At 59.5% G+C, this 24,739-nt stretch carries 26 protein-coding genes and 1 pseudogene; 21 read left to right on the top strand and 6 right to left on the bottom strand.

The features are described from left to right. Positions 1-128 precede the first annotated feature (128 nt). From AC3RLQ_RS06060 to ppsA, 19 genes and pseudogenes are all read left to right on the top strand, one after another. Complete coding sequence (locus AC3RLQ_RS06060) at positions 129-1,052, top strand: universal stress protein (RefSeq protein WP_493035297.1); 924 nt, start codon at positions 129-131, stop codon at positions 1,050-1,052. Positions 1,053-1,170: 118 nt separating this feature from the next. Then, positions 1,171-1,455, top strand: coding sequence for a hypothetical protein (locus tag AC3RLQ_RS06055; RefSeq protein WP_493035295.1), 285 nt, complete (start codon positions 1,171-1,173; stop codon positions 1,453-1,455). Positions 1,456-1,485: 30 nt separating this feature from the next. Then, complete coding sequence (locus tag AC3RLQ_RS06050; RefSeq protein ID WP_493035293.1) at positions 1,486-1,902, top strand: c-type cytochrome domain-containing protein; 417 nt, start codon at positions 1,486-1,488, stop codon at positions 1,900-1,902. A gap of 7 nt (positions 1,903-1,909) precedes the next feature. Next, positions 1,910-2,445: pseudogene (locus AC3RLQ_RS06045) on the top strand (flavin reductase family protein). Between the two features lie 67 nt (positions 2,446-2,512). Continuing rightward, a complete protein-coding gene (locus AC3RLQ_RS06040; protein WP_493035291.1) occupies positions 2,513-3,772 on the top strand; it encodes an ATP-binding protein in 1,260 nt (419 codons plus the stop codon). 2 nt (positions 3,773-3,774) lie between these two features. Beyond that, positions 3,775-4,221, top strand: a complete 447-nt coding sequence (locus tag AC3RLQ_RS06035) for a response regulator (RefSeq protein ID WP_493035289.1) — start codon at positions 3,775-3,777, stop codon at positions 4,219-4,221. Between the two features lie 8 nt (positions 4,222-4,229). Next, positions 4,230-5,315, top strand: a complete 1,086-nt coding sequence (locus tag AC3RLQ_RS06030; RefSeq protein WP_493035287.1) for a sensor histidine kinase — start codon at positions 4,230-4,232, stop codon at positions 5,313-5,315. 33 nt (positions 5,316-5,348) lie between these two features. Then, positions 5,349-6,425 (top strand): fatty acid desaturase, encoded by a 1,077-nt coding sequence (locus AC3RLQ_RS06025; protein WP_493035286.1) that lies wholly within the window; start codon positions 5,349-5,351, stop codon positions 6,423-6,425. A 328-nt stretch (positions 6,426-6,753) separates the two neighbouring features. Next, positions 6,754-7,200: a response regulator gene (locus AC3RLQ_RS06020; protein WP_493035284.1), complete on the top strand. Its 447-nt coding sequence runs from the start codon at positions 6,754-6,756 to the stop codon at positions 7,198-7,200. A gap of 6 nt (positions 7,201-7,206) precedes the next feature. Then, positions 7,207-9,711, top strand: coding sequence for a PAS domain S-box protein (locus AC3RLQ_RS06015; RefSeq protein ID WP_493035282.1), 2,505 nt, complete (start codon positions 7,207-7,209; stop codon positions 9,709-9,711). After that, positions 9,704-10,375, top strand: a complete 672-nt coding sequence (locus AC3RLQ_RS06010; RefSeq protein WP_493035280.1) for a response regulator — start codon at positions 9,704-9,706, stop codon at positions 10,373-10,375. The genes AC3RLQ_RS06015 and AC3RLQ_RS06010 overlap by 8 nt, the downstream gene beginning before the upstream one ends. Positions 10,376-10,392: 17 nt before the next feature. After that, entirely contained in the window at positions 10,393-11,112 is a 720-nt protein-coding gene (locus AC3RLQ_RS06005) for a L,D-transpeptidase (protein WP_493035278.1), read from the top strand. Between the two features lie 104 nt (positions 11,113-11,216). Next, positions 11,217-11,825 carry an Hsp20/alpha crystallin family protein gene (locus AC3RLQ_RS06000; protein ID WP_493035276.1) on the top strand — a complete coding sequence of 203 codons (609 nt, stop codon included), beginning with the start codon at positions 11,217-11,219 and terminating at the stop codon, positions 11,823-11,825. Between the two features lie 65 nt (positions 11,826-11,890). Next, entirely contained in the window at positions 11,891-12,583 is a 693-nt protein-coding gene (locus tag AC3RLQ_RS05995; protein WP_493035274.1) for an SRPBCC family protein, read from the top strand. A gap of 11 nt (positions 12,584-12,594) precedes the next feature. Then, positions 12,595-12,963, top strand: coding sequence for a hypothetical protein (locus AC3RLQ_RS05990; RefSeq protein ID WP_493035272.1), 369 nt, complete (start codon positions 12,595-12,597; stop codon positions 12,961-12,963). Between the two features lie 124 nt (positions 12,964-13,087). Next, positions 13,088-13,678 carry a hypothetical protein gene (locus tag AC3RLQ_RS05985; protein WP_493035270.1) on the top strand — a complete coding sequence of 197 codons (591 nt, stop codon included), beginning with the start codon at positions 13,088-13,090 and terminating at the stop codon, positions 13,676-13,678. 42 nt (positions 13,679-13,720) lie between these two features. Then, complete coding sequence (locus AC3RLQ_RS05980) at positions 13,721-13,990, top strand: DUF2934 domain-containing protein (protein ID WP_493035268.1); 270 nt, start codon at positions 13,721-13,723, stop codon at positions 13,988-13,990. Positions 13,991-14,143: 153 nt separating this feature from the next. Then, complete coding sequence (locus AC3RLQ_RS05975) at positions 14,144-14,845, top strand: dienelactone hydrolase family protein (RefSeq protein WP_493035266.1); 702 nt, start codon at positions 14,144-14,146, stop codon at positions 14,843-14,845. Between the two features lie 88 nt (positions 14,846-14,933). Continuing rightward, complete coding sequence (ppsA, locus tag AC3RLQ_RS05970; RefSeq protein ID WP_493035264.1) at positions 14,934-17,348, top strand: phosphoenolpyruvate synthase; 2,415 nt, start codon at positions 14,934-14,936, stop codon at positions 17,346-17,348. An 80-nt stretch (positions 17,349-17,428) separates the two neighbouring features. Here the strand turns inward: ppsA and AC3RLQ_RS05965 are convergent, their stop codons facing one another. Genes AC3RLQ_RS05965 through AC3RLQ_RS05955 form a run of 3 tightly spaced genes read right to left on the bottom strand, consistent with a single transcriptional unit; the run spans position 17,429 to position 20,454 of the window. Next, positions 17,429-18,085 (bottom strand): lipid-binding SYLF domain-containing protein, encoded by a 657-nt coding sequence (locus tag AC3RLQ_RS05965; RefSeq protein WP_493035262.1) that lies wholly within the window; start codon positions 18,083-18,085, stop codon positions 17,429-17,431. Between the two features lie 59 nt (positions 18,086-18,144). After that, positions 18,145-18,942, bottom strand: coding sequence for a trehalose-phosphatase (otsB, locus tag AC3RLQ_RS05960; RefSeq protein WP_493035260.1), 798 nt, complete (start codon positions 18,940-18,942; stop codon positions 18,145-18,147). A gap of 9 nt (positions 18,943-18,951) precedes the next feature. Further along, positions 18,952-20,454, bottom strand: coding sequence for an alpha,alpha-trehalose-phosphate synthase (UDP-forming) (locus AC3RLQ_RS05955; protein WP_493035258.1), 1,503 nt, complete (start codon positions 20,452-20,454; stop codon positions 18,952-18,954). A gap of 103 nt (positions 20,455-20,557) precedes the next feature. Between AC3RLQ_RS05955 and AC3RLQ_RS05950 the strand changes: the two genes are divergently transcribed. Both AC3RLQ_RS05950 and AC3RLQ_RS05945 read left to right on the top strand, forming a co-directional pair. Next, positions 20,558-22,177 (top strand): trehalase family glycosidase, encoded by a 1,620-nt coding sequence (locus AC3RLQ_RS05950; protein ID WP_493035256.1) that lies wholly within the window; start codon positions 20,558-20,560, stop codon positions 22,175-22,177. Between the two features lie 343 nt (positions 22,178-22,520). After that, a complete protein-coding gene (locus AC3RLQ_RS05945; RefSeq protein ID WP_493035254.1) occupies positions 22,521-23,633 on the top strand; it encodes a hybrid sensor histidine kinase/response regulator in 1,113 nt (370 codons plus the stop codon). 12 nt (positions 23,634-23,645) lie between these two features. Here AC3RLQ_RS05945 and AC3RLQ_RS05940 read toward each other — a convergent pair whose 3' ends face one another. From AC3RLQ_RS05940 to AC3RLQ_RS05930, 3 genes are read right to left on the bottom strand one after another with little or no spacing between them, the layout of a single operon-like run. Beyond that, positions 23,646-23,906 carry a DUF5985 family protein gene (locus AC3RLQ_RS05940; protein WP_493035252.1) on the bottom strand — a complete coding sequence of 87 codons (261 nt, stop codon included), beginning with the start codon at positions 23,904-23,906 and terminating at the stop codon, positions 23,646-23,648. A 2-nt stretch (positions 23,907-23,908) separates the two neighbouring features. Then, a complete protein-coding gene (locus AC3RLQ_RS05935) occupies positions 23,909-24,169 on the bottom strand; it encodes a DUF5985 family protein (RefSeq protein ID WP_422322050.1) in 261 nt (86 codons plus the stop codon). Continuing rightward, positions 24,166-24,561 carry a hypothetical protein gene (locus AC3RLQ_RS05930; protein WP_493035250.1) on the bottom strand — a complete coding sequence of 132 codons (396 nt, stop codon included), beginning with the start codon at positions 24,559-24,561 and terminating at the stop codon, positions 24,166-24,168. The genes AC3RLQ_RS05935 and AC3RLQ_RS05930 overlap by 4 nt, the downstream gene beginning before the upstream one ends. Positions 24,562-24,739 lie beyond the last annotated feature (178 nt).

The raw sequence follows: 24,739 nt of genomic DNA, 5'->3' as shown, positions 1-24,739 counted from the left end.
GGTGCGCCCAGGAGCTAAAGCTTAGGATCAATATCCGCACAGGATTCGCAATGATATGACGCGAAGAGCCCTTTTATCAGCCTGCGGGATTACGTTTAAATGAGTGACAATTTCATCCCATCCATACCATGAACACGCTCAACACCATCCTCGTTGCCGTTGATTTCTCCACCGGATCTCGCGCCGCGCTTGAACAGGCTTCCCGGATTGCCCGGCTGCAGGGAGCCAAACTCCACGTGCTGCATGTCGTGGATTTCTCAGCCGTGGCCACCCTGGCCGCCAGCCGTGAATCCGCCTATGAAAGCCAGGCCACCACGGCGACGGAGGGTGCCCGGACTGCGCTCCATGCCTGGCTGGCACAGTCAGAGGTGCCTGCCGATACCGAGGTCACCATTGCCATGGGCACCCCGCTGCATGAAATCCTTGAGCACGTGCGCAGCTTGAAGGCGGACCTGCTTGTGGCCGGGATCGCAGGCACAGGCCAGACACTCGCAGGAGCGGGATCCGTCTCCGGCAAACTCGCCCGCAAGTCTCCGTCCCGCGTGCTGCTTGTGCGCTCCACTCACCCGCATGCCTTTAAGAAGGTCGTAGCCTGCATTGACTTCTCAGACACCGCCAAAGAAGTGGTGGCTGCGGCGCGCCGTATCGCCATCAAAGACTCGGCCAGCGTGGATTTCCTGCATGTGTGGCAGGAGCCGCTGATCTCCTCACCCTATGGCGGGTCAGCAGATGCATTGATCGGCATTGGCCGCCCCACCGTGGTATTCACGCCTGCGGAGCGGCAGACGCTCATCGAGGGCCTGCGCCGGGAGCTGCACGAGTTCGTCAAGGAGGCCGCCGAAGGCATCCAGGCCGGAGAAGTGCTGCTGGAATCATTGAACTACGGCAATGGCATCGTCGCTCATGCCGAGGAGGCAAAGGCCGACTTGATCATCGTCGGCGGCAAAGGCCGCACCAATCTGCGTTACGTCCTCATGGGATCCACGGCGGAGCGTTTGCTCACCCGGCTGCCATGCTCGGTGCTCGTGGTCAGGCCGCCCGTCGCAGCCTGAGCCGTTTTGTCCCCGCACCTTGACTGCACAAGAACGGAACCAAACACGCCACCTCAGGCTGAGCAGGCCGGCATGCCGCGTGTCATCATTCAACCAACCATCCACCCACCCCACCACCATGATCGCCAAATTTGAAATCGAATACGTCATCCACCCTCAGCACAACCACCGCGTGGACACTCACCGCACGGACGATCCCGTCGAAGCTGAGGACTTCCTCATGAACCTGCTCGTCGTCGGCGCACGCATCCATTCGATCAAGCATGAGGGCGCCGAACTCGAAGCGGGGCAGGCAGACCGCATGCTGCGCGTGGCCGCAGAGCGCCTGGCCTCGCGCCTGCTGGGCAGGTCTCTGGATCTGGACTCGGTGCAGGTGAAGCATCGCTTCGGCTTCGCCGCCTGATTCACTGCCCCCTCCACCCATCCCCTCCCTATGAAACTCAAGCTGTTCTCCGCCATGACGGCACTGCTGGGATTCGCCTCCTGCATGCAGATGGAGCCCCCTCACCAGGTGGACTTTGTGACCGAAGTGAAACCTCTGCTCGAAACACGCTGCCTGGAGTGCCACCAGCACCACTACGTCTGCGCAGGGCTGAATCTGGAGACGAAAAAACTGGCCATGAAGGGCGGCCGCAGCGGTGCGGTGATCATTCCCGGCTCACCTCACCAAAGCCTTCTCTACAAAGTACTGCTGCTGGGCCACGAAAGCCCCGTGGCCATGCCCCCCACACCGGAAGGCATGGAGCAGGAAGGCGCTCAGCTTCTGCATGACTGGATTCAACAAGGCGCCACCTGGCCGGAGAACACACGTCTGGTGCCGCCACAGGAATGGAAGAAAAAACACAGCTGATCAAGCCATGGCCCGCAGATCCTACCCTTTGTCCAAGGTTTACGGACTGCTGGAGCCCGGCCCCGTCATTCTCGTGACGACAGCCCACAAGGACCGCCGCGACGTCATGACGCTGTCTTGGCACATGATGCTTGAGTTTGAGCCCCCGCTGGTGGCCATCGTCATGAGTGACCGCAACCATTCCTTCGACCTGCTCAAAGCCAGCAAGGAATGCGTCATCAACATCCCCACCCTGGAACTGGCAGACAAGGTGGTGGGCTGTGGCAACACCACGGGTGCGAAGATCGACAAATTCAAACGCTTCAGCCTCACGCCGATGCCTGCCAAAAAGGTCGGCGCACCACTCATCGCCGAGTGCCATGCCAGCCTGGAGTGCCGGGTGGTGGACACGCGGATGGTGTCCCAATACTCGCTGTTCGTCCTCGAAGTCGTTCAGGCATGGATGGATCCCGCCGTGAAAAATCCCGCACCCTGCATCATCGCGGCTACGGCAGCTTCATGGTGGCCGGTGAAACGATCAAACTGAAATCGAAGATGAAGTAACAGGATCTGCACCTGCTCGTTTTTTTCATTGTGCTTTGGCATGGAACCTCGCCACAATTAAGCACGAATGACTGACTACTCCGGCATGACCAAAGCTGAGCTCATTGAACGGCTCAAACTCCTCGAGGCAGACCACCTGCCCGGGGTCAAACCGCCCGACGGGCAGCACATTCTGGTCAAGGAGTTGATCGATCTCAAGGCGGCGCTGGACGCCCATTCCATCGTCGCCACCACAGACGCACGCGGCATCATCACCTATGTGAATGACAAGTTCTGCGAGATCTCCAAATACAGCCGCAGCGAGCTCCTCGGTCAGGACCACCGCATCATCAATTCCGGCCATCATTCCAAGGAGTTCTTCCACGACCTCTGGAGCACCATCGGCCATGGCAAAACATGGAAAGGTGAAATCCGCAACCGCGCCAAGGACGGCAGCATCTACTGGGTGCACACCACGATCTTCCCCTTCGTGGACGCCGCCGGCAAGCCCCAGCAGTACATCGCCATCCGCACCGACATCACCCAGCGCAAGCGCGATGAAGAAAAGCTCGCCGAACTCGCGCAGACCCTCGCCGAAAAGAACAAGGAGCTGGAGGCCATCGTTTACGTGGCATCGCACGATCTGCGCTCCCCCTTGGTGAACATCCAGGGCTTCAGCCGCGAGCTTGCACGCACCTGCGAAGCCCTGCACAAAACCCTCGCCTCCACACCAGACGCCACCGTGCCCAAGGCCGATCTGCGGCCGGCCATCGAGGAAGACATCCCTGAATCCCTGGGCTTCATCCAGGCCGGTGTCTCCAAAATCGACTCCCTGCTCAAAGGCCTGCTGCGCTTCTCGCGCCTGGGCCGTGCGGCCCTCACGGTCGAGCCCTTGTCCATGCAGGAGATGATCCAGCAGATCGCCCACTCCATGGAGTTTCAGCTCCAGCAGGCCGGCGCCCGGCTGGATATCAGCCCTCTTCCCGACTGCCTCGGTGACGCCACGCAGATCAACCAGGTCTTCTCCAACCTCCTCGACAACGCCATCAAGTACCTCGATCCCACGCGCCCCGGACTCATCAGCATCAGCGGCCGGACGGAGGGCACCCACGTGACCTACGAGGTCAAGGACAACGGCATCGGCATCGCCCCCGCTCACCAGCAGAAGGCATTCGAAATTTTTCACCGGCTGAACCCCTCGCACAGCCAGGGAGAAGGCCTCGGCCTCACCATCGCCCAGCGCATTCTGGAGCGCCTGGATGGAAAAATCTGGGTCGAGTCCAGTCCGGATCATGGCAGCATCTTTTTTGTCAGCTTGCCAGCCTTGCCCACCAAGTCTAAGCGTTGATCATGACAGAAGAGGTAGTGATAATCATCGCCGAAGATGACGCCGGCCACGCACGGCTGATTCAAAAAAATCTGGGCCGCGTGGGCCTGCACAATCCAGTTCAGTTCTTTGAGAACGGCCAGGATGTCCTCGACTTTCTCTTTCGCCGCGGTCCCGGACCGCACCGCAAAAGTGACACCGCCTATCTGCTGATGCTGGACATCCGCATGCCCAAGGTGGACGGCGTGGAGGCCCTGCGCCAGATCAAGGAAGACCCCTCCCTGCGCAAGCTGCCCGTGATCATGCTCACCACCACGGATGACCCGCGCGAGATCGAGCGCTGCCACCTCCTCGGCTGCAACAGCTACATCGTCAAACCCGTGGACTATGACAAGTTTGCCGAGGCCATCAAGCAGCTCGGCATGTTCGTCTCCCTCGTGCAGGTGCCTGAGATCAACGGCAAGCCCTGATCCCCGTCATGTCCGCCACTCCGCCGCCAGTCACAATCCTTGTGGTGGATGATGATCCGGGGCTGACCCGCCTGATCGGCCGCGCACTGCAGCGGGAGGGTTATCAGACCACCGCAGTCGGCTCAGGCCTGGAGGCCACGGAATGGTTGAAGCACCACCGCGCAGACCTGCTCCTGCTCGATCTCAAACTGCCGGACATGGAAGGCCCCGCTCTCATTGAGTCCATGGTGATCATGGGCCGCTCCGTGCCCTTCATCATCATCACCGGTCAGGGGGACGAACGCGTGGCCGTGGACATGATGAAGCGCGGCGCTCTCGACTACCTCGTCAAGGACGTGAACTTCATCGAGTTCGTCCCCACCGTGGTCCGCCGTGCGCTCTCGCAGTTGGACAAGGAGCAGCGCCTTGCCGCCGCCGAGGCCGACCGCCACCGGCTGGAGCAGGAAATCCTTCAGATCAGCGAACTGGAGCAGCAGCGCATCGGCCGGGATCTGCATGATGATCTCGGCCAGCAGCTCGCCGGCCTCAGCATCATGGCCACCATGCTCAGCCGCAGCCTCGCCAGCCGTGCCGCGCCCGAAGTGCCTGAGGCCGCCAAGATCACCGAGCTCCTGAAAAAGACCGTCGCCATGACCCGCAGCCTGGCCCGCGGCCTCCACCCCGTGGCCGCAGAGCCAGACGGCCTCATGTCCGCCTTGCATGATCTTGCCGCACGCATGACCAGCTTGTTTCATATCGACTGCCAGTTTGAATGCTCCGGCTCGGTTCAGATGAATGACAACACGGCGGCCACGCACCTCTATCGCATCGCCCAGGAATCCGTAAGCAACGGCGTCAAGCATGGTCACGCCAAGCATGTGCTCATCGGGCTCTCGTCAGATTTGGAAACCCTCACTCTCACCATCAAAGATGATGGCATCGGCATCGGCACGCCCGATCCGCAGCGGCAGGGCATGGGCCTGCGCATCATGCATTATCGTGCTGGCATGATCGGTGCCAGACTCGCCATCGAGAAGCAGCGCAGCGGCGGCACCCGCGTCACCTGCAGCCTGCCCAGGGAACAAAACGGGGCAACGAATTCGCAAGACCCGTAGTGCATTGCGCCGCAGGTGTGGTAATGTGTTTTCATGAGCACCACCCTTCAACCGGTGCCGACTCAAGAAAGCCGGATCCCCAGGCGCGACACAGCCGCTTGGAAGGCGATTGTTTTGAGATATCAGCAGCCCTCCCTCGGGCGCGCCATCTGGCAGTTGGTCGACACCCTCGTCCCTTATGCGGCACTCTGGTACTTGATGTACCTCAGCCTCTCCTACTCCTACTGGCTCACCTTTGCCCTCGCGGCGCTGGCGGGTTTGTTTCTCATCCGCATTTTCATCATCTTTCATGACTGTGGGCACGGCTCCTTCTTCAAGTCACGCCTGGCCAATGACATCGTCGGTTTCATCACCGGCGTGCTGACGCTCACCCCCTACTACCACTGGCGCTGGGAGCACTCCATCCACCATGCCACGGCAGGCGCGCTGGACCGGCGCGGCACCGGCGACGTATGGACCATGACCGTGGAGGAATACCTCAAAGCCTCACGTTGGAAGCGCTTTGCCTACCGTCTCGCTCGCAATCCCTTCGTGCTCTTTGGCATCGCCCCTCTTTATCTCTTCGTCATTTCACAGCGCTTTCCATCCTCCACGGCCAGCCCGCGCGAGCGCGCCTCCGTGCATTGGATGAACCTGGCCATTCTCAGCGTCGCCGTGCTGCTGAGCTGGGCGTTCGGGATCATCCCTTACCTCCTGATTCACATGACCATCGAGATGGTTGGCGGCGGCATCGGCATCTGGATGTTCTATGTGCAGCACCAGTTTGAAGATGTGTACTGGGAGCGCGATGAAAACTGGGACTACACCGCAGCCGCCCTTCAGGGCAGCTCCTTCTACAAGCTCCCCAAAGTGCTCCAGTGGTTCTCCGGCAACATCGGCTTTCACCATATCCACCACCTCAGCCCGCGCATCCCCAACTACAATCTGGAGCGCTGCCACAAGGCCGACCCCATGTTCCATGAGGTCAAGCCCATCACCCTCTTCTCCAGCCTGAAGTCCCTGTCACTCCGTCTGTGGGATGAAAAGCTCGGCAGGCTGGTCGGCTACCGCCACATGAGAAAGGTGCGCAAAGAGCGCGCCGCCGCATCGGGACCCGATCCTCGTTCATAAGCGCCCACCGTCTTTCTGGGGCCCCTCAGAATGGTTAAAATTGGGCATCAAGATGACAGCGGCGGCTGAGCCTGCAGGCCAGCCCTGTGGCAGGATGGAATTCATCGTGCCCCGTGCCATGCCTGTCCCAAACCATCCTTCCGAACGCACCGCCGCGCAAAAGTCGTCTCAGAGAAAACTCGCAGGCCATCTCAGCCATCGGCTGAGACGTGAACTTCCTCTGCCTCGTTGTTGCCTCCACCTGAGTGGTTCATTTTCAATGCGTATTGAACATGAAAACTGAAGTCCTTCTGCAGACCCTGGCCCCCACCTCGAGGAATCCATGACCATGATGCAGGAATTGGTGATCATCATCGCGGAAGACGACGCCGGACACGCACGGCTGATTGAAAAAAGTCTCAACCGCGGGGGACTTCACAACCCCATCCTGCGCTGCGAAAACGGCCAGGAGGTGCTGGATTTCCTCTTCCGTCTGGGACCCGGCCCACATCGCAAGACGGACACTCCCTACCTGCTGCTGCTCGACATCCGCATGCCCAAGGTGGATGGCGTCGAAGCCCTGCGCCAGATCAAGGAAGACGTCTTTCTGCGCAAGCTGCCGGTCATCATGCTCACCACCACGGATGATCCGCGCGAGATCGAGCGCTGCCATCTGCTGGGCTGCAACAGCTACATCGTCAAACCCGTGGACTACGACAGGTTCGCCGAGGCCATCGCGAAGCTCGGCCTCTTCGTCTCCCTCGTGAAGGTCCCCGAAATCAACGACCAACTCTGACCCCTCATGGCCCAGCCGCACACGCCAGCGACCATTCTTGTGGTGGATGATGATCCGGGCATCTCTCGCCTCATCACGCGTGAGCTGGAACGAGACGGCCATCATGCCCCCGCCGTCCACTCCGGCGAAGATGCCGTTGTTTGGTTGAAGGACAACGCCGCAGACTTGGTTTTGCTGGATCTAAAGCTGCCGGGGTTGCGTGGAAACGATCTGATCGACCACTTGGATGGGTTTCACGATCACCTGCCCTTCATCATCATCACCGGCCAGGGGGACGAGCGCGTGGCTGTTGAGATGATGAAACGTGGGGCTCTCGACTACTTGGTCAAGGATGCAAACTTCATCACCATGGTGTCCACCGTGGTGCAGCGCGCGCTGGCACGACTGGAAGAGCAGGCGCGCCTCACCGCCGCTGAGCAGGCGCTGGCCCGTTCCCACGCCGAACTCGAGCGCCGTGTGATCGAGCGCACCGCGGAACTCACCCAGGCCAATCAGTCGTTGCGCGACTCACGGGTTGCGGCGCTCCATCTGATGGAAGAAGCCATTGATGCCCGGGAAAAAGCCGAGCAGGCTCAGGCGGCGCTGCGCGAGAGCGAAGCACGGTTCCGCGGCTTTTTTGAAAACGTCGGCGTTGGCACCGTCGAAGTCGGGGCCGATGGGTGTTTCACCCGGGTCAATGACCGCTTCTGCTCCATCACCGGTTACAGCCGCGAGGAACTGCTGGCCGGCATGTCCCCACGAGACCTCACCCATCCAGACGATGAAGTTATCAACCGGGAGCGCGTGGAGCAGGTCTTGCATGGAAAGCTCCCCACCTATGAAACGGAGCGCCGCTACCTGCGCAAGGACGGTGCCACGATCTGGGTCAGCGGCACAGCCACGACCCTCTACCATGAGGACGGCTCCGTTCGCTGCATTGTGGGCATCGCGGAGGACGTCACCGACCGCAAGCAAACTGAGCAGGCCCTGCTCGCCAGTGAGGAGCGCCTTCGCCTCTTCATCAAAAATGCACCCGCACCCGTGGTGATGTTTGATCGCGACATGCGCTACCTCATCGTTAATGACCGTTGGGCGAAGGATTTCCGGCTCCAAACCGGCGACCTCATCGGCCGGTCACATTATGAAGTCTTCCCTGACATCCCTGAGCGCTGGAAGCAGATCCACCAGCGTTGTCTGGCCGGTGCCACCGAGAGCTGCGCGCGCGACCAGTTCCCCGGCGCAGACGGCAGCATCGACTGGGTGAAATGGGAGTGCCGCCCCTGGTTCGATGCGAAGGGCAAAATCGGAGGCATCATTCTCTTTGCCGAAATCATCAATGACCGGGTGCAGGCAGAAGATGAAATTTTGAAAGCACGGCACTTCGCCGAGTCCACGCTGGAGGCCATACCTGCAAGCATTGTCGTGCTGGATGCCCACGGCAGGATTATCAGCGCGAACAAGTCCTGGACAGCCTTCGTCCAGGAGAATGGTGGAACCATCAATGCCGGGGGCATCGGCTCAAACTACCTGGAAGTGTGCGATTCGGCTGCGGCGAAGGGATTCGAAGAGTCGGCACGCTTTGCCGCCGGCATTCGCGATGTCATGAGCGGTGAATCCTCGCGCTTCAGCATGGAATACGCATGCCATTCCCCCACCCAGCGGCGCTGGTTTGTCGGTTACGTCACACCTTTCACTGGCAACGGCCCTCATTCCGTCGTCATCGCCCATGTCGATGTCAGCGAACGCAAACGCGCCGAGCAGGTGATCCGCCGGCTCAATGACGAACTGGAGAAACGGGTGGAGGAACGCACCCTTCAGCTTCAGCACACCAATGCCGAATTGAAACAGCAGATTGCCGCGCGCAAAAAGCTCGAAAAGGAAATCCTCCACATCAGTGAGCACGAGCAGCAGCGCATCGGCCAGGATTTGCACGATGACCTGGGCCAGCAGCTCGCCGGCCTCTGGCTGCTCAGCGACTTGCTCAAATCCCGCCTGATCGAGCAGAAATCATCCGAAGTCGAAAGCGCGGACAAAATCGCCAGCCTGCTCAAGGAAGCGCTGGCATTGACACGGTCACTCGCGCGCGGGTTGCACCCTGTGGCCGTGCAGGCGGGCGGTCTCGTTGCCGCGCTGGATGAGCTGGCCGCGCGCACCAGCCAGATGTTCCGCATTCAATGCCGCTGCAAATGCCCGCCATCCATGGAGACGGACAACACCACGGCCACGCACCTCTACCGCATCGCCCAGGAAGCAGTGACCAACGCCGTCAAGCATGGACAGACCAAGGAGATCGACATTGAACTCTCCACCAATCCCCACCGCACCGTGCTTTCCATTCACGACAAGGGCAATGGCAGGGGCATCACCGAACTGGACCCCAAACGCCTGGGCATGGGCCTGCGCATCATGAAGTACCGCGCGGACATGATTGGCGGCATTCTTGACATCCAGCGCAATCAATCCGGCCTCGGCACCACCGTTTTCTGTACCATTCCCACATCACATACCTCAACCCAGCACCACCATGGCTAAAACAGCATCCGGCCCGCCCGCTAAAAAAGTGTTCATCGTCGATGACCACCCCGTCTTCCGCGATGGCCTCGTCCGCATCGCCGCAGCCATTCCCGGTGTCGTTGTCTGCGGTGAGGCCGACAACGCCCGCGACGCCTTTGACTCCATCTCAAAGCTCAATCCCGATCTCGTCCTCATGGACATCAACCTCCCCGGAAAAAGCGGCCTTGAGCTTCTTCAGGACGTCCATGCCATCCGGCCTGAACTTCCCGTGCTCGTCATCTCCATGCATGATGAGCAGCTCTATGCCGAGCGTGTGCTGCGTGCCGGCGGGCGCGGCTACATCATGAAACAGGAAGGCCCCGAAAAGATGCGCGATGCCATCACCAAAGTTCTCAACGGCCAGGTCTATGCCAGCGAGCGCACCGCCTCCGCCATCCTCGACGCCCTCTCCCGCCCCCGTTCATCAACCAGCACCTCCACCGTGGGAAAACTCACCGACCGCGAACTCGAAATCCTCCGCCTCACCGGCCAGGGCAAGGACAACCGCGCCATCGCCCAGGAACTCCACATCAGCCTCAAAACCGTGGACACTCATCGCGGCCACATCAAGGAAAAGCTCGGCCTGAAAAACGGCACCGAACTCATCCACTACGCCGTCCGCTGGGTGGGGGAGCAGGTATGAAGCTTCCTTGTCCTGCCATGTCTTTATTGGCCCGCTTTACCCTCCTGATCTGCCTGGCATGCCAGGTCTGGCTGGGCCAGACCACGCTGCATGCCGAAGCGCCGCTGGAAGCCGTGACTTTCGCTTTGGTGCCCGGTGTCATTTACGTGCCGCTCAATGAAGCAGCGGATCAGTTGCACTGGAAAGTGCAGCGTGATGAGATTGGCCGCTGTATTCGTCTTCACGACGTTGCCGTGCCCGCCGGTTCATTGCGCCAGCTCATCGATGGCACGGAGCTCATCCGCACCAGTGATCTCGAACTGGCAGGCGCAAGAGTCTTCATCCGTGACGAAGACGGCCGCATCGTGGTCGGGTGGGGCTTTCACCGCTTCACCCTCATCGTCAGCCCCAAGCAGGTGGAAGTCAGCCTGGCCAAACAACAGCTCCGTGCCTGGCAGGGCAGCCGTCTGGTGTTGCAAACCCACATCAGCTCCGGCCGCAATGGCCGCACCCCGGCCGGCAACTTTACCGCAGGCCCTTTCCGCCAGCGGATGCATTACTCCAAGCTTTTCAACAACGCGCCCATGCCATGGAGCGTGCAGATCTACGGCAACGTCTTCATCCACGGCTTCACCTCCGTGCCAAATTACCCAGCCTCCCATGGCTGCATCCGCGTCCCCTTGGACGGCGGCAATCCCGCCAAATTCTTCTACGAGTGGGTGGACAACGGCAGCCCCGTGCGCGTGGTGCGGAACTGATGCGGGCATTCGGCCACCAAGCCGGGATCGCCTCAGCCATTGGCTGAGATGCGTCGGGAGAGTCTCCCCATTGCCCATGCCTGCGCACATTTTAGCATCGGCGCATGAGAACTGGAAACTTTCAGCAGGAGACACCAGCCGCCGGGAACGTCCGCCATCTGAGACAGGAAATTTTAAGCGAAATTTCCGGTGGTTGCATGCCCGCACACTCCAGGCAGCTCCGGCCATTTTTGTCTGACGGTGAAGATTCAGACGGAGGAAACTGCCACACTTCCCGCGATCTGAATCTGACCAGTCTCGCCCGTCGGTTCGGCTCACTTTTCAAGCACCGCTGGCTGAGGGACCTTGGCAGCCAGCGTAAACTGCATTCGCAACCGGCTTTAAACCCGGCCTGTGACTTCCTTGAGTGTGAGCATGAATACATGGTCACGGCACACCTGGCGGAAGTCGGGCACGATCAAGTCATCGCGATGGTGAACGGCGATGTGCTGACCATCTCCGCTGAGCTCACCAGCGAATTTGAGGAGAACAACAAGGAGAAGCATTATCACCGCCTCACCAGCCAGCACAGCAGCTTTTTGCTGAACTTCACCCTGCCGGAGGATGTGGTCAGCGAGGCGGCGAGCATGGAGTTCAAGGGGGATCTTCTGATCGTCCATCTGCCCAAGCGTGAAAAACCTCGCACCCGCATGACCGACGTCGAAGCACGCTAGCGCCGCATGGCGGCCCTTCGTCCGCCTCCCCCCCAGCAATCCCACTTATGAGCCAACCATCAGCCATGAAAATCAAGCGTTATCGCCAGGAGCGCAGACACCGCGGCCACGCCACCCGGCGGCATTCCCAGTTCCCACGAATCAAGGCCGGCAAACAGAAACGGATGCCACCGCCCCCTAAGCAGCAGGATGCGGGCACTGAGCCTTCCTCATTGGAAATCGTGTGCGAAGATGCGGTGCTTTCTGGAGACGGACTGAACCTCATCCTCAGCACCTTCAGCGATGAAGAAGGATCTTATCTGGTCATGTCCATCGAGGTGCCGGTGCCGTTCACTGCAGCCTATGATGCCTGGATCAGGTTTGATGAGTTTCCCCATTTCATGCGGGGTACTGAGCTGCCCGAGTCTCATGATGGCAGCCGCATGACCTGGCGCATCCGGACTACGTTCGACCAGTTTGCGTGGCAGGCGAAAGTTTGCGAGCAGGTGCCCTTTGACCGCATCGCCTGGAAGAGCGTTCAGGGCACACCTCACCCCGGCTTTGGTGCCGTATGCTTTGAGCCAATCAGCCATCTCCGCACCTGGATCATGGTGCAAGTCGGCTTCGACTTGAGCGGCGTGTACCGATGGCTTGGCGATCCCATGCCTTCGCTCAGCCGCTCCCTGGAGCATAGCATGAAACGCTTTCAAGACTGCATGGCCCAAACCGTGCACGCAGTGAAAACTCAAGAAACAAACCTTGCAAGAATTGAGAGCTGATCTCGCATCCCATGAAACAAGCACTCCAGGTTTTCGCCATTCGTGCGGCAGTTTCTGATGCAGAGCGTCAGCCGCCCTACCGCAACTTTCTCATCATCGCCCCTGAGCCCGTCGCATGCGGCTCGGTTGCCCTTCCGCCCGATGACAGGGTGAAGGCTCTGGCGCACCACCTCAACCACGATGGCTATGCCTATGTGGCGCGCTCCAGCCAGACGGAGATGGAGGACGATTCAGAAGGCGTCCGTTATCTGCCGCTCCATGAAGTTCTGCCCTCATTTGCCGTGATGACAGCCGTGATCGTGATTGCTGACGCAGCATGGGCGGCACGCGCAGCGGCTGCGTATCCCGGGGCTGACATCTTTCTGCTGAAGCTGTCCTGAAGCACATGTGCGGTGGCAGCATTCCTCCTCCCCGCCGGACTGAGAGCCAATAAGCCATTGGATGATAAGCACAGAGAGACTCTGCTCATTGTCAGATTTTTCACCCCTCAGCATCCTCCCTGCCATGCAACACACCGCGCCAGCACCCACACTGCATCAACCGAACGCCAGGGCATCCAAACCCGCTTTTTCTGTCATTGCCATTCATGATGGCTTCTTCACCGGCATTCGTGCGATGGAGGCCTTGGAATGGCTCAAGTTCACCCTGTGTCCCGATCTGCAGGTCTATCCGGTCACATGGAGCTTTGACAAGTTGGAAAGAGTGGAGGAGCGCCCCACGTCCATCCGTGCGGCAGCGGCGGCGGATTTGCTCATCGTCTCCGCCGCAGACGAGTCGCCGCTGCCCCGGCACATCAAACAGTGGTTTGACTCGGTTCACAAACTGCAGCGCGAGAGACGTCCCGTCATTGTCGCCCTGCATGAAGACGACTCCGGGTTCAACAGCAAAGCGGGACCGCTTTGCGCTCATCTGAAAGAGCTCGCTGACACTTGGCAGACCGAATTCATGTGCAACGAAGATTTTGACCAGCGCCTGGACTGCAACTTTGCCACGCAGCTCGTCGGCAGCAAGAGTCCCGCCTCCATTCATCACCGGGCCAAGCCCTTCGGCGGGGAGTTCCAGTCCGCTCCACGTTACTGGGGCATCAACGGCTGAAGCAGCCTCAATGAGACTTTTTCATTCCCATACCACACGCCCATGAACACCATGCCCAACCACCGCACCGAAGACCGCTTTGAAATAACCAGCCAGATTGCCCACCACCTTTGGCGAAAGGCTGGTTGTCCCCCTGTCGAGGATCTCAATTTATGGCAGCAAGCCGAGAAACGGTTTTTTGACAACCTCGACGGGCAGTCCACCGCCAAAGCAAAAGCAGCAAACGCGGCCAGGCCTGCCACTGCGTCCTCTGGCAAAAGACTGGTCAAGAGCCAGCCCAAGTCCGCACAGCAGCACGCCAAATCCCGGTAATTTTTCGGTGCAGCTGGCCCCGCGCACCAAAAGCTAAATGATGGGGCCATAAGGCGGAGGCAGCCGGTGTCACGCTCGCCGGCTGTTTCTCCTCTGTGATTTTCGCGCCCCATTTTTGTGAGAAATTTCAAACCGGGAGAAATGAGCAACTTCATGAAAACATTCACTGCCATTCCCTCATTTGCATCGCGCGCCACCGTGAAAATCCCCGCTGGCCATGTGGAGCTCGAAGGTGAGCTGAAACTGCCGGATGACGCACCCGGCGTGGTGCTGTTAACACCTGGCAGTGGCAGCAGCCTGCACAACCTTCACGAACAATATCTCGCAAAAATGATTCGCGAGTCAGGCCTCGACACTTTGCAGTTTGATCTGCTGACACACAAAGAAAAGCAGCAGGATGCAAGCACCCCTGCCTTGCGCGTTGACATAGACCTGCTGGCACAACGCCTGATCGGCGTCACACGCTGGCTGGAAAAGCAGACGGCGACGCGTGGCCTCAAAGTGGGATATTTTGGTGCAAGCACCGGCGGCGCAGCCACGCTCATGGCGGCGGCGGCACTTGGTGAGCGCATTGCAGCCGTGGTCTCACAAGGCGGACGACCTGATCTCGCAGGCAATGTGCTTCATTTGATTCGCTCTCCTACGCTTTTTGTCGTGGGTGGCTGCGATGACTTGGTGCTCTGCTGGAATGATGAGGCCTATGGCAAGCTGTGCTGCAAGAAGGATTTTCGCGTCATTCCCTGTGCCACGCATCATTTTGAAGAGCCTGGCAAAGTGGAGCAGGTGGCTCACCTCAGCACACACTGGTTCAGCCGTCATATGGGCCCATCCACCGACCGGGAGGAAACCGCTTGAACCCGGCTCATTCGCGCAGGCCACATGATCGGCCCAGTGTTCGCCAATGCTGGCCGAGCAAGTCTGCCAAGACGTGAAAGTTTATATCATGACCACATCACCTCGTTTCATCCGTTGGTTCGCCGATATCTCGATTGGCGACATTCCACTCGTCGGCGGCAAGAATGCTTCGCTTGGTGAGATGTTCCATGAGCTGAGCTCCCAAGGCGTAAAAGTGCCCGATGGCTTTGCCGTCACTGCGGAGGGCTACCGGCATTTCCTTCAAAGCACGGGCCTGGACAAGCGCATCCAGGAAATCCTCGGTGGATTGAACACCGCCGACATGGACAACCTCCAGCAGCGCGGCAGCGAGGTGCGTCAGGCCATCCTCGCCACGGCGCTGCCTGAGGATCTGGAAGATGAAATCCTGAAAGCTTATCTGGATCTCAGCGGCCCCGGGAAGCTGCCGCTGGATGTCGCCGTACGCAGCAGCGCCACGGCGGAGGATCTGCCAGATGCCAGCTTTGCAGGCCAGCAGGAGACGTACCTCAATGTGCAGGGCAATGCCTCGCTGCTGGAGCACTGTCGGCGTTCGTTTGCCTCACTCTTTACCGACCGCGCCATATCCTATCGCGTGGATCAGGGCTTTGAGCACACCGCCATTGCGCTTTCCATCGGCGTGCAGCGCATGGTGCGGTCTGATCTGGGATCTGCGGGCGTCATGTTCACCATCGACACCGAGACCGGCTTCCGCGACGCTGTGCTCATCAATGCCGCTTATGGTCTGGGCGAGAACGTCGTGCTCGGCTCCGTGAATCCAGACGAATACTATGTCTTCAAGCCCACCTTGAAACAGGGCTTCCGGCCCGTTCTGCAGAAGCGCGTAGGATCCAAGGAGTTCAAGCTCATCTATGACAACGGTGGCGGCCGCATGGTCAAAAACGTGCCCGTCTCCCGCGGAGACCGCGCACGCTTCGCGCTCAGTGACGATGACATTCTGCAACTCGCCAGGTGGGCCTGCATCATCGAGGACCACTACTCCGCCAAACGCGGCCAGCCGACGCCGATGGACATTGAGTGGGCGAAGGATGGCCGCACGGGCGAGTTGTTCATCGTTCAAGCCCGGCCTGAGACCGTGCAGGCGCAGAAAGACCGAGACGTCATCCAGAACTTCAAGCTCAAGCAGCGCGGCAAGGTGCTCATCACCGGCCGCAGCGTCGGTGAGAAAATTGCATCCGGCCCCGTGCGCGTGGTGAAGAGTGTGGAGTTCCTGCGTGAGTTCCGCGAAGGCGACATTCTCGTGGCCGACAAGACCGACCCCGACTGGGAACCGGTGATGAAGAAGGCCGCCGCCATCGTCACCAATCGCGGTGGCCGCACCTGCCATGCCGCCATCGTCAGCCGCGAACTCGGCGTGCCCGCCATCGTCGGCACCGAGCACGGCACCGAACTGCTCAAGGAAGGTCAGGTTGTCACGCTCTCCTGCGCAGAAGGAGACACCGGCTTTGTCTATGAAGGCAGTCTCCCCTTCGAGGTGCAGCAGACCAACATCAAAGACCTCCAGCGCCCGCGCACCAAGGTGATGATGAACCTTGCCAATCCCGAGGAGGCCTTCGTTCTTTCATTCCTCCCCAACGATGGCGTCGGCCTCGCCCGCATGGAGTTCATCATCAACACCTACATCAAGGTCCATCCGCTCGCGCTGCTGGACTTTGACAAGCTCGCGGACCAGGCGGCCAAAGCGGAGATCGAAAAGCTCACCAGCACCTACACGGACAAGCCGCAGTTCTTTGTTGATCGCCTCGCACAAGGCGTCGCCATGCTCGCAGCAGCATTTTATCCGAAGGACGTTATCCTCCGCCTCAGCGACTTCAAATCCAACGAGTATGCCAACCTCATCGGCGGCAAAGCCTTTGAGCCCGTGGAGGAGAACCCCATGATCGGCTTCCGTGGTGCCTCCCGCTACTACCATCCGCGCTATCAGGCGGGCTTCGCCCTCGAATGCCAGGCCGTGCGCCGCGTGCGTGAAGACATGGGCCTGACCAATCTCAAAGTGATGATCCCCTTCTGCCGCACCATCGAAGAAGGCCAGCGCGTGCAGGCGGAGATGGAAAAGCATGGTCTCAAACGCGGAGCCAACGGGCTGGAGATCTACGTCATGTGCGAGATTCCGAGCAACGTCATCCTCGCAGCCGAATTCGCCGAGATCTTTGACGGCTTCAGCATCGGCTCCAACGATCTCACCCAGCTCATCCTCGGTGTTGATCGCGACAGCGAGATCGTCGCTCCCATCTTCAACGAACGAAACCCAGCGGTCAAAACCATGATCGCTCAGGTCATCAAGGTCTGCCGCGAGAAACACCGCAAGATCGGCATCTGCGGCCAGGCTCCGAGCGACTATCCCGAATTTGCCCAGTTCCTCGTCGAGCAGGGAATCGACAGCATCTCGCTCAATCCAGACACCGTTCTGAAAACCAGCCTCGCCATTTTGGAAAAGGAGCGGGCGCTGGCCGCAGCTCCATGAGCTGCGGCGCGTCACCGACGAGACAGGCTCTCAACTGACTGCAATGCGGTTTGAGGAGCCTGAGGACTTCGGTTGAAATGTCACAGGCTGCTGATCAACTGCCCGGAACTGGCGGGTTTGTGCCCGTTGCCTCGCAGGATGGAACTCGCGCTGATAGGGGTCTGGTAGTAGCGCTGATTCGCCTTCTTGTTCGTGGCGACCACCGCTCCTTCGAGCGATGCGCCGGCAAACAAGCCCTGGCTGCGGCTGTAGGAGTACACGGCCGCCTTCGGCGTCACCCCCGCTTCGGCATTTCTGCCCACCGGTCCGGCTGCCACGCTGAGGGAGCCGCCCAGTTCCACATTGGCATCCTTGGCAAACGCCTGCACGGCTTCCGGTGTGTTCAGCACCAGCACGTATTCCGTGACTTCAGCACCGATCTGCGCACCGAAGCCGACACCGCCGGTGCGGATGAACGACGGCCCGGACCAGCCGTTCTTCGTCCGTGCCACCACGACGCCGTGGCCACCTTTGCCCGACCAGATGAATCCACCCTTGGTCACGGTGAGAATGGCCAGACCTTTGGCATCACGCATGACGTGGTGTGGGATGTTCTTTTCAGGCATGGATCTGAAGCGATGCATGATCGCGGCGGCCTGCTGTACTTCCTGGTCTTCTTTGGTTCCCGCTTTCAGCGATGTTCCCGACACGGCCAAGGCCAGGAGAGCTGCCAGAAGAACAAAACGTGATTTTTTCATGATGTTAAAATCCTTTCACTTTGGATTCGGCAATGGTGATGAAACCGGTTTTGTTTTTCTCACCGCATCACGTGGGCGGCGGCCCTGACCTCAGACATCCATTTCAGCAGGGCGGCGCAGTCCTGCACATCACGCACCCAGAGCCGCGCAGCCGGGTCGGCTTCATCTCCCACAAAGAAAGTCCATCCATCCGGCAGTTCGCGGAATGCATCACCGTCCGTGATGTCATCACCCAGGAAAGCGGTGGCTTCTGCGGACACTTGCTGGCGTTGCATGAAGTGGCGCAGCGCCTTGCCCTTGTCCCAGTCAATCACAGGCCGGATTTCCCAGATGCACTTGGCAGGTTTGACGATCAGATTCTTATTATCAACCACTGCCTGCCTCACAAGCCGCTCGATCTCCGCATGGCGGCTGTGCTCCGCTAGGCGATAGTGCACGGAGAGCGTCAGCCCTTTGTCCTCGATCCACACACCTTGAATCGGGTTGAGCAAAGACGTCAGCCCATTCTGCACTTCACACATGGCAGGCAGGCTTTCCAGAACACTAGGAGCCACAGTGACTGAGCCCCCCTGCCCTGTCATCTCGAGCCCATGGTTGCCCGCATACAGCGCACCCGGCAGACCCACGCGCTGCTGCAAATCCTCCAGTGACCGGCCGGAGATGAAGGCCAAAGTGACACCTGGAAATGAAATCAGTCGCTGCAGCACCGCCAAGGTGGATGCCGGAAGACGCGCATCGTCCGCATGCGCCACGATGGGGGCCAGCGTGCCGTCGAAGTCACAGCCGATCAGAACTCGCGGACTCATCAGCAACCAGTGCTGCAAAGCGCTGCGTTGTTCAGTCCAGTGCGGTTTCATGGTTTCAAGTCAAGGAGACTCGGGAATGTCCAGCTTCATGAGACGGGAGAGTATGCTGCCCGCCCAGCGATAGACATTGTTATACGCCACCTTTTCCCGCATGGCTTTCATTCGCCGCTCCCGCTCCTCCGGCTCCATCATCAGCGCCTGATGGATGGCCTCCGCTGTTTCTTCGATCGCAAAAGGGTTCACCCCCAGCGCGGTGTCTAGCTCGCGGGAGGCGCCGGTAAAGCGGCTCAGGATGAGCACCCCGTCATTGTCGTCACGGCTGGCGGCAAATTCCTTCGCTACAAGGTTCATGCCATCGTGCAGCGAGTTCACGATGAAAAACCGGCACAGCCGGTGCAGGGCCGCCATGTCCACCGGGCCATGCTGCTTCTTCAGAAACACCACCGGCTGCCAGCCCATGCGGCCCCAGCGCCAGTTCAGGTGGTCCACCAGCCCCTCGATCTCATCCTCCACGGCCTGATATTCCGGCAGGTGCGACCGGCTGGGCGCGGCGATTTGGACAAACGTAAATTTCCCTCGCCATTCGGGATGCGCTTCAATGAAGCAGTCCAGCGCGCGCAGCCGCTCTGGGATGCCTTTCGTGTAGTCCAGCCGCTCGATGCCCACTCCCAGCAGGCGATCTCCCAGCCGCAGCTTTCGCCGCCACTTCTCCATGGCGGCCTGCACCTCCGCGCTGGTGCTCAGCGCCGTCGCTGCCTCAAAGTCGATGCTGATCGGAAACGGGCGCACACGCGTGACGTGGCCGCCACGTGTGATCTGCCAGCTCTCGCGGTCCAACATCGCTTCCAGAGAGCGGTCCACCGTCTCGAAGAAATTCTGGCAGTGGTTCTGAATGTGAAAGCCCAGCAAGTCATTGCCCAGCAAACCTTCCACGAGTTCCTGCGACCACGGGCAGGCGCGAAACATCTCGGGGTTCGGCCAGGGAATGTGCCAGAACTGGGCGACAATGAGCTTCTCATGCCCCATCTCTTTCAGCATGTGCGGCAGCAGGCAGAAATGGTAATCTTGAATGAAGATGATGGCAGACTCATCCCCCGCCTCCTCGATCACAGCCTTGGCAAACAAGCGGTTCACCTCCTGGTAGCTCTCCCAGTTGGCTTTTCGAAACACCGGGCGCTTGAAAGCGATGTGGCAGAGCGGCCACAGCCCTTCGTTGGCAAAACCATAGTAGTAGCCCTCCTCCTGCTCCGGCGTCAGCCACACACGCCGCAGCTTGTAGCTGGGATTCCCGGGCGGCACGGCCAGGCAGTCGTGCTCATCCACCGTGTCACGGTCCGCATTGCCCGCACCATGGGCGATCCACGTGCCCTTCGTGGCAGCCAAAATGGGCCTCAGGGCCGTTGCCAGCCCGCCGGTCGTCTCAATGCATTCCAGATCTCCTCCCTCCCCATAGCGGTGCATGTGCGGCTCACGATTGGAGACCACGATGAACTTCACCCCTCCAAGCCGGGTTTCAATCAACTCACTCAGCAGCTCCCGGGTCCATGTGCGACTGGAAATCATAGTGCTGACCGGATGGCCCGGTGGTTTTTCGGTTGAATGTCACATCCCACTTCCGCGTGTGAATCGATATGTCTCACACAGTCAATCGTCCTCCCGCTGACAAATGGCGGTAGAAAACTACAAACCGCCCCTCTCTGTGATCAAGGAAGAACCCATATTTCCGTCCACAGCCGACATCGCCCGGCTCGTCCACCATATCCAGTCAGAGTGGCACGGCCTCAGCCGCGGGCTGCGCCAGGTCACAGAGGCCCTGAGCGATGTCAAACTCGGCGAGGACAGCACCCACTCCAGTCCGGTGTACATCTCCGCTTCAGAAGATCTCCCGCGCGTGCAGCGCATCTTTGAGAAATCCTCCAGCACGGGCAGAGAGACCACCGTGCGGCTCAAGGTGCTGCCCTCAGATCCCGCCCGCATTGAGGAGCATGGCCTGCTCTTTCTGCCCGGACGCTACGTGGTGCCCGGCGGTCGTTTCAATGAGATGTACGGCTGGGACAGCTACTTCATCGCGCTCGGCCTCCTGCGGCAGGGGCGCGTCCCCATGGCACGGGCCATCGCGGACCAGTGCCTCTATCAGGTGGAGCATTATGGCACCGTCCTCACGGCCAACCGCACCTACTACCTCACCCGCTCTCATCCCCCTTTTCTAGGCCGTCTGGTGCTGGCCGTTTACCGTGCCTCGGGTGACATCACCTGGCTGCGTCGTGCCCTGCCCCTGCTGGAAAAATTTTATTACTACTGGACCGTGCCACCGCACCATGTCTCCGGCATCAATCTGTCCCGTTACTATGACTTTGCCCAGGGACCTGCGCCAGAGGTGGTGCGCGGGGAGGTTGATGAAAACGGCCACAATCACTATGAACGCCTGCGCATGAACCTCGCTGCAGGCGGTGAGTACGTGCAGGATGCCAGCAGCTTCCTTGATCCGGAAACCGGCGCGCTGACGCCCCACGCCTACCATGCCGACCGCAGCATGCGCGAGTCCGGTTTTGATGTCAGTGGCCGTTTTGGCTTCGCCAATCTGGATGTGCTCGACATCCTCCCCGTCTGCCTCAACACGCTGCTTTGGAAGCTGGAACTCGACATCGCCAAAATCCGCGAGTTTCTCGATGCCACCGCCACTCTCGATGTCTGGCTGGATCGCGCCCGGCAGCGCGCGGCGATCATGAACGCTAATTTCTGGGACGAAGAGGCCGGCATGTTCTTTGACTACGACGGGCGGGCTGGCAAGCGCCGCACCTATCCCTTTGCCACCACCTTCTGGCCCATGTGGGCTGGCTTGGCCTCGCGAGAGCAGGCCGCACGCATCGTCTCGCGCCTCCCGGAGTTTGAGGCTCGCGGTGGCCTGCTCACCAGCCTGCACCTCAGCGGCTGCCAGTGGGACAAGCCCTTTGGCTGGGCACCCCTGAACTACCTGGCCGTCATGGGCCTGCACCGCTACGGTTACCGCCATGAGGCGCGCCGCATCGCACGACGCTTTGTAACGTTGGTGATCAATGAGTTCCGCCGCACCGGGCTGTTGTTTGAAAAATATGACTTGGAAAACATGACCAGTGATGTGGAGGGCAAGATCAAATTCGGCTATCCCACCAACGAACCCGGCTTTGGCTGGACCAATGCCTGCACGATGGAGCTGCTCGACTACCTTGGCTGTCTGGGTGACCTCGACGTGGAGCAGACCTTCACCTCAAGGATCCAGCTGCCACCACGCACGACCGCCGCTTGAAGCTGCAACCGGCCGGGATGCGCGAAATGAGTCGGCAGCTATGACTTCAGCCCTGTCTAATAAATAGGTACAACCACAAAGTATGGCAAAGACGAATTTCCGCCAAGCTCCACCCAAGAATCATGAAAATAATTCTGAAAGCCAGCCTCAGCCCCTGCTGCGCGCCGCATTTCTTTTCTCGCTGCATTCCGGGCACTGACACGCGAGATGCTGGCAGCTACACCCCTCGCGGCATGAACCTTCATTCATGAGGCATGCAGGCAGAGCAATGTCATTCGTTGAACATGACGAAAATAATTTGAACAATCATCTCCTCAGCATCATCGACTAAGGCTAACACTTCATGAGTACACCGGACAAAGTAACAATCCTCATTGTTGATGACCAGGAGGAGAATCTCCGGGGCATTGGAAACGTACTCACCATGATGTCCTATGAGATCACCCTTGCCCGCAATGCGGAGCAGGCCTTTCAACAGCTTTTCTCATGCACCCCTGACCTCATCCTGCTGGATGTCATGATGCCGGAAATCGACGGTCTCACCACCTGCCGCCAGATCAAAACCAACGCCAGCTGGGCAGACATCCCCGTCATCTTCCTCTCGGCGGACGATGATAAAAACGTCATCGTGCAGGCGCTCGAAGCAGGCGGCGTGGATTACGTCACCAAGCCCTTCAACATGGCGGAGCTGCTCTCCCGCGTCCGCACTCAGCTGGCACTCAAGCGCGCCAAAGACCAGCTCCGCGCACTTGTTGAGGACAAGGATGAAATCATCGGCATCCTTGCCCATGACCTGAAGAACAGCCTCGCCGGCATGAAGCTCAGCGCCAGCCTGCTGCAGTCCCGGCTCTCGGAACTTCCCCCACGCTGCACGCCGCTGGTGGAGAACATCGTGAACGCCAGCGAACGCATGCTCTCATTCATGCAGGAGTTCCTGGCCAATCAATGCGCGGAGCAGCTTCAGTTGAAAAGCACCGCCGTGAACTTGTGCACCGTGGTGACAAAAATCGCCTCCAGTCACCAGCCGGCGGCGAATGCCAAAAAAATCGTTTTGACCACCCGCACGCCCACGTCCGAGGTGTTTGTCAATGCAGACACCGAGGGTCTGACCCAGGCTTTGGAAAACCTCGTTTCCAACGCCATCAAGTTTTCATCCGAAGGCGGCATGGTGGAGGTCACCGTTCACGAACCCATGGCTGGCATGGCCAAGTGCCATGTGCGCGACACCGGCCCTGGCTTCACCGCTGAGGATCGCACCAAAATGTTCCGCCGCTACGGACGCCTCAGCGCACAGCCCACGGGCGATGAACCCTCCACCGGACTCGGTTTGTCCATCGTGAAGCGTTTGGTGGACAAAATGGGCGGCACCGTCATCCTCGCAGAAAACGAAGCCCCCGGAGCGGAGTTCATCATCTCGCTGCCCCTGGCGGCAAATTCGAAGCCCCCCGCCGCCTGATCCAGCGCAGTTTCAGAAACGGCGGTTCTTGTCCACCACGGCGGCAATGATGGTGACGAATGCGGCGAGGCGAATGAGATAGACGTACGGAGCCCATTCGGTGTCCACCGCCATGACGGCACGCACAATCCGCTCCACCATCAGGATCGTGAATGCAGAGGCGAAGTAGAGGAACAGCCTGTCTCGTGTCCTTTTCCAGAACCGGATAAAAAACCACGAGATGACCAGCAGGCTGATGGTGGCGGCACCGTTGAAAAATTGGTTCAGCATCATGGCTAGTCAGATTCAAAGATGAGTCCGTATAAAAGAACGAGCAGCGCCACCTGCGTGACAAAGTTCCGCCACGGCAAAATGTACACATCTGGAAACACCACAAGATCCAGGATGAGGAGACCATTGGAGACCGCCAGGATCGCAAAACACAGCGAACTCCAGTACAGCAGCCGCTGGCGGCTGCGACGATACCCCCGCCACAACAGCACCGCTGCACCAAGACTGGTGAAAGCACACAAGAGGTAGATGATCGAACCTATCATGACTTTTGATCGTTGTTTTTGATTTTGAACGCATCAGCGAAACTCTGGGCGGCGGTTGTATCGCGACGATAGATGGCCTCAATGACTCGAACTGGCCGGGTACGGTAAATGTTTCCGAGCTCTCTCATCTGGGCAATCAGGCTGGCCTCTGCCGTGCACCGATAGCAGACGGCCGGTTCTGCCATCTTTTCCAGCAGACCGTTCCTCACCATTTCATCGAGCCACCGTTCCACGGATTGAGGCGTGCTCAAAATGGTGTCGTAAACCTTCTGGACCGTCCATGCAGTGTTCGCTTCACGACTAAGCAGAATCAGAATCTCCAGCTGTTCGACCGAGCGGACATGACGGGAGATGAAACTGCGAATAGAAGGTGGGAGTTCCTGTTCGAACACGAGAGCGGACAAATTCCAAAAATATAAAGTCCTGCCACACCGCTGTTTGGCGGCTGACCGTTTGGAAGCAATCGCGGCGGGAGATGCTGGCGGATGTATCAATTTTGTGTCGGCGACACGAAATCGTCCTCACACCCCGGATTGGTTGGCAAAAAAAGTTTCTGATACACCGATCAGG

It is taken from the genome of Prosthecobacter sp. GW821-HT29F12 (assembly GCF_058803405.1).
The sequence above is the reverse complement of the archived record's forward strand: the minus strand, read 5'-3'. Positions and strand labels throughout refer to the sequence as shown.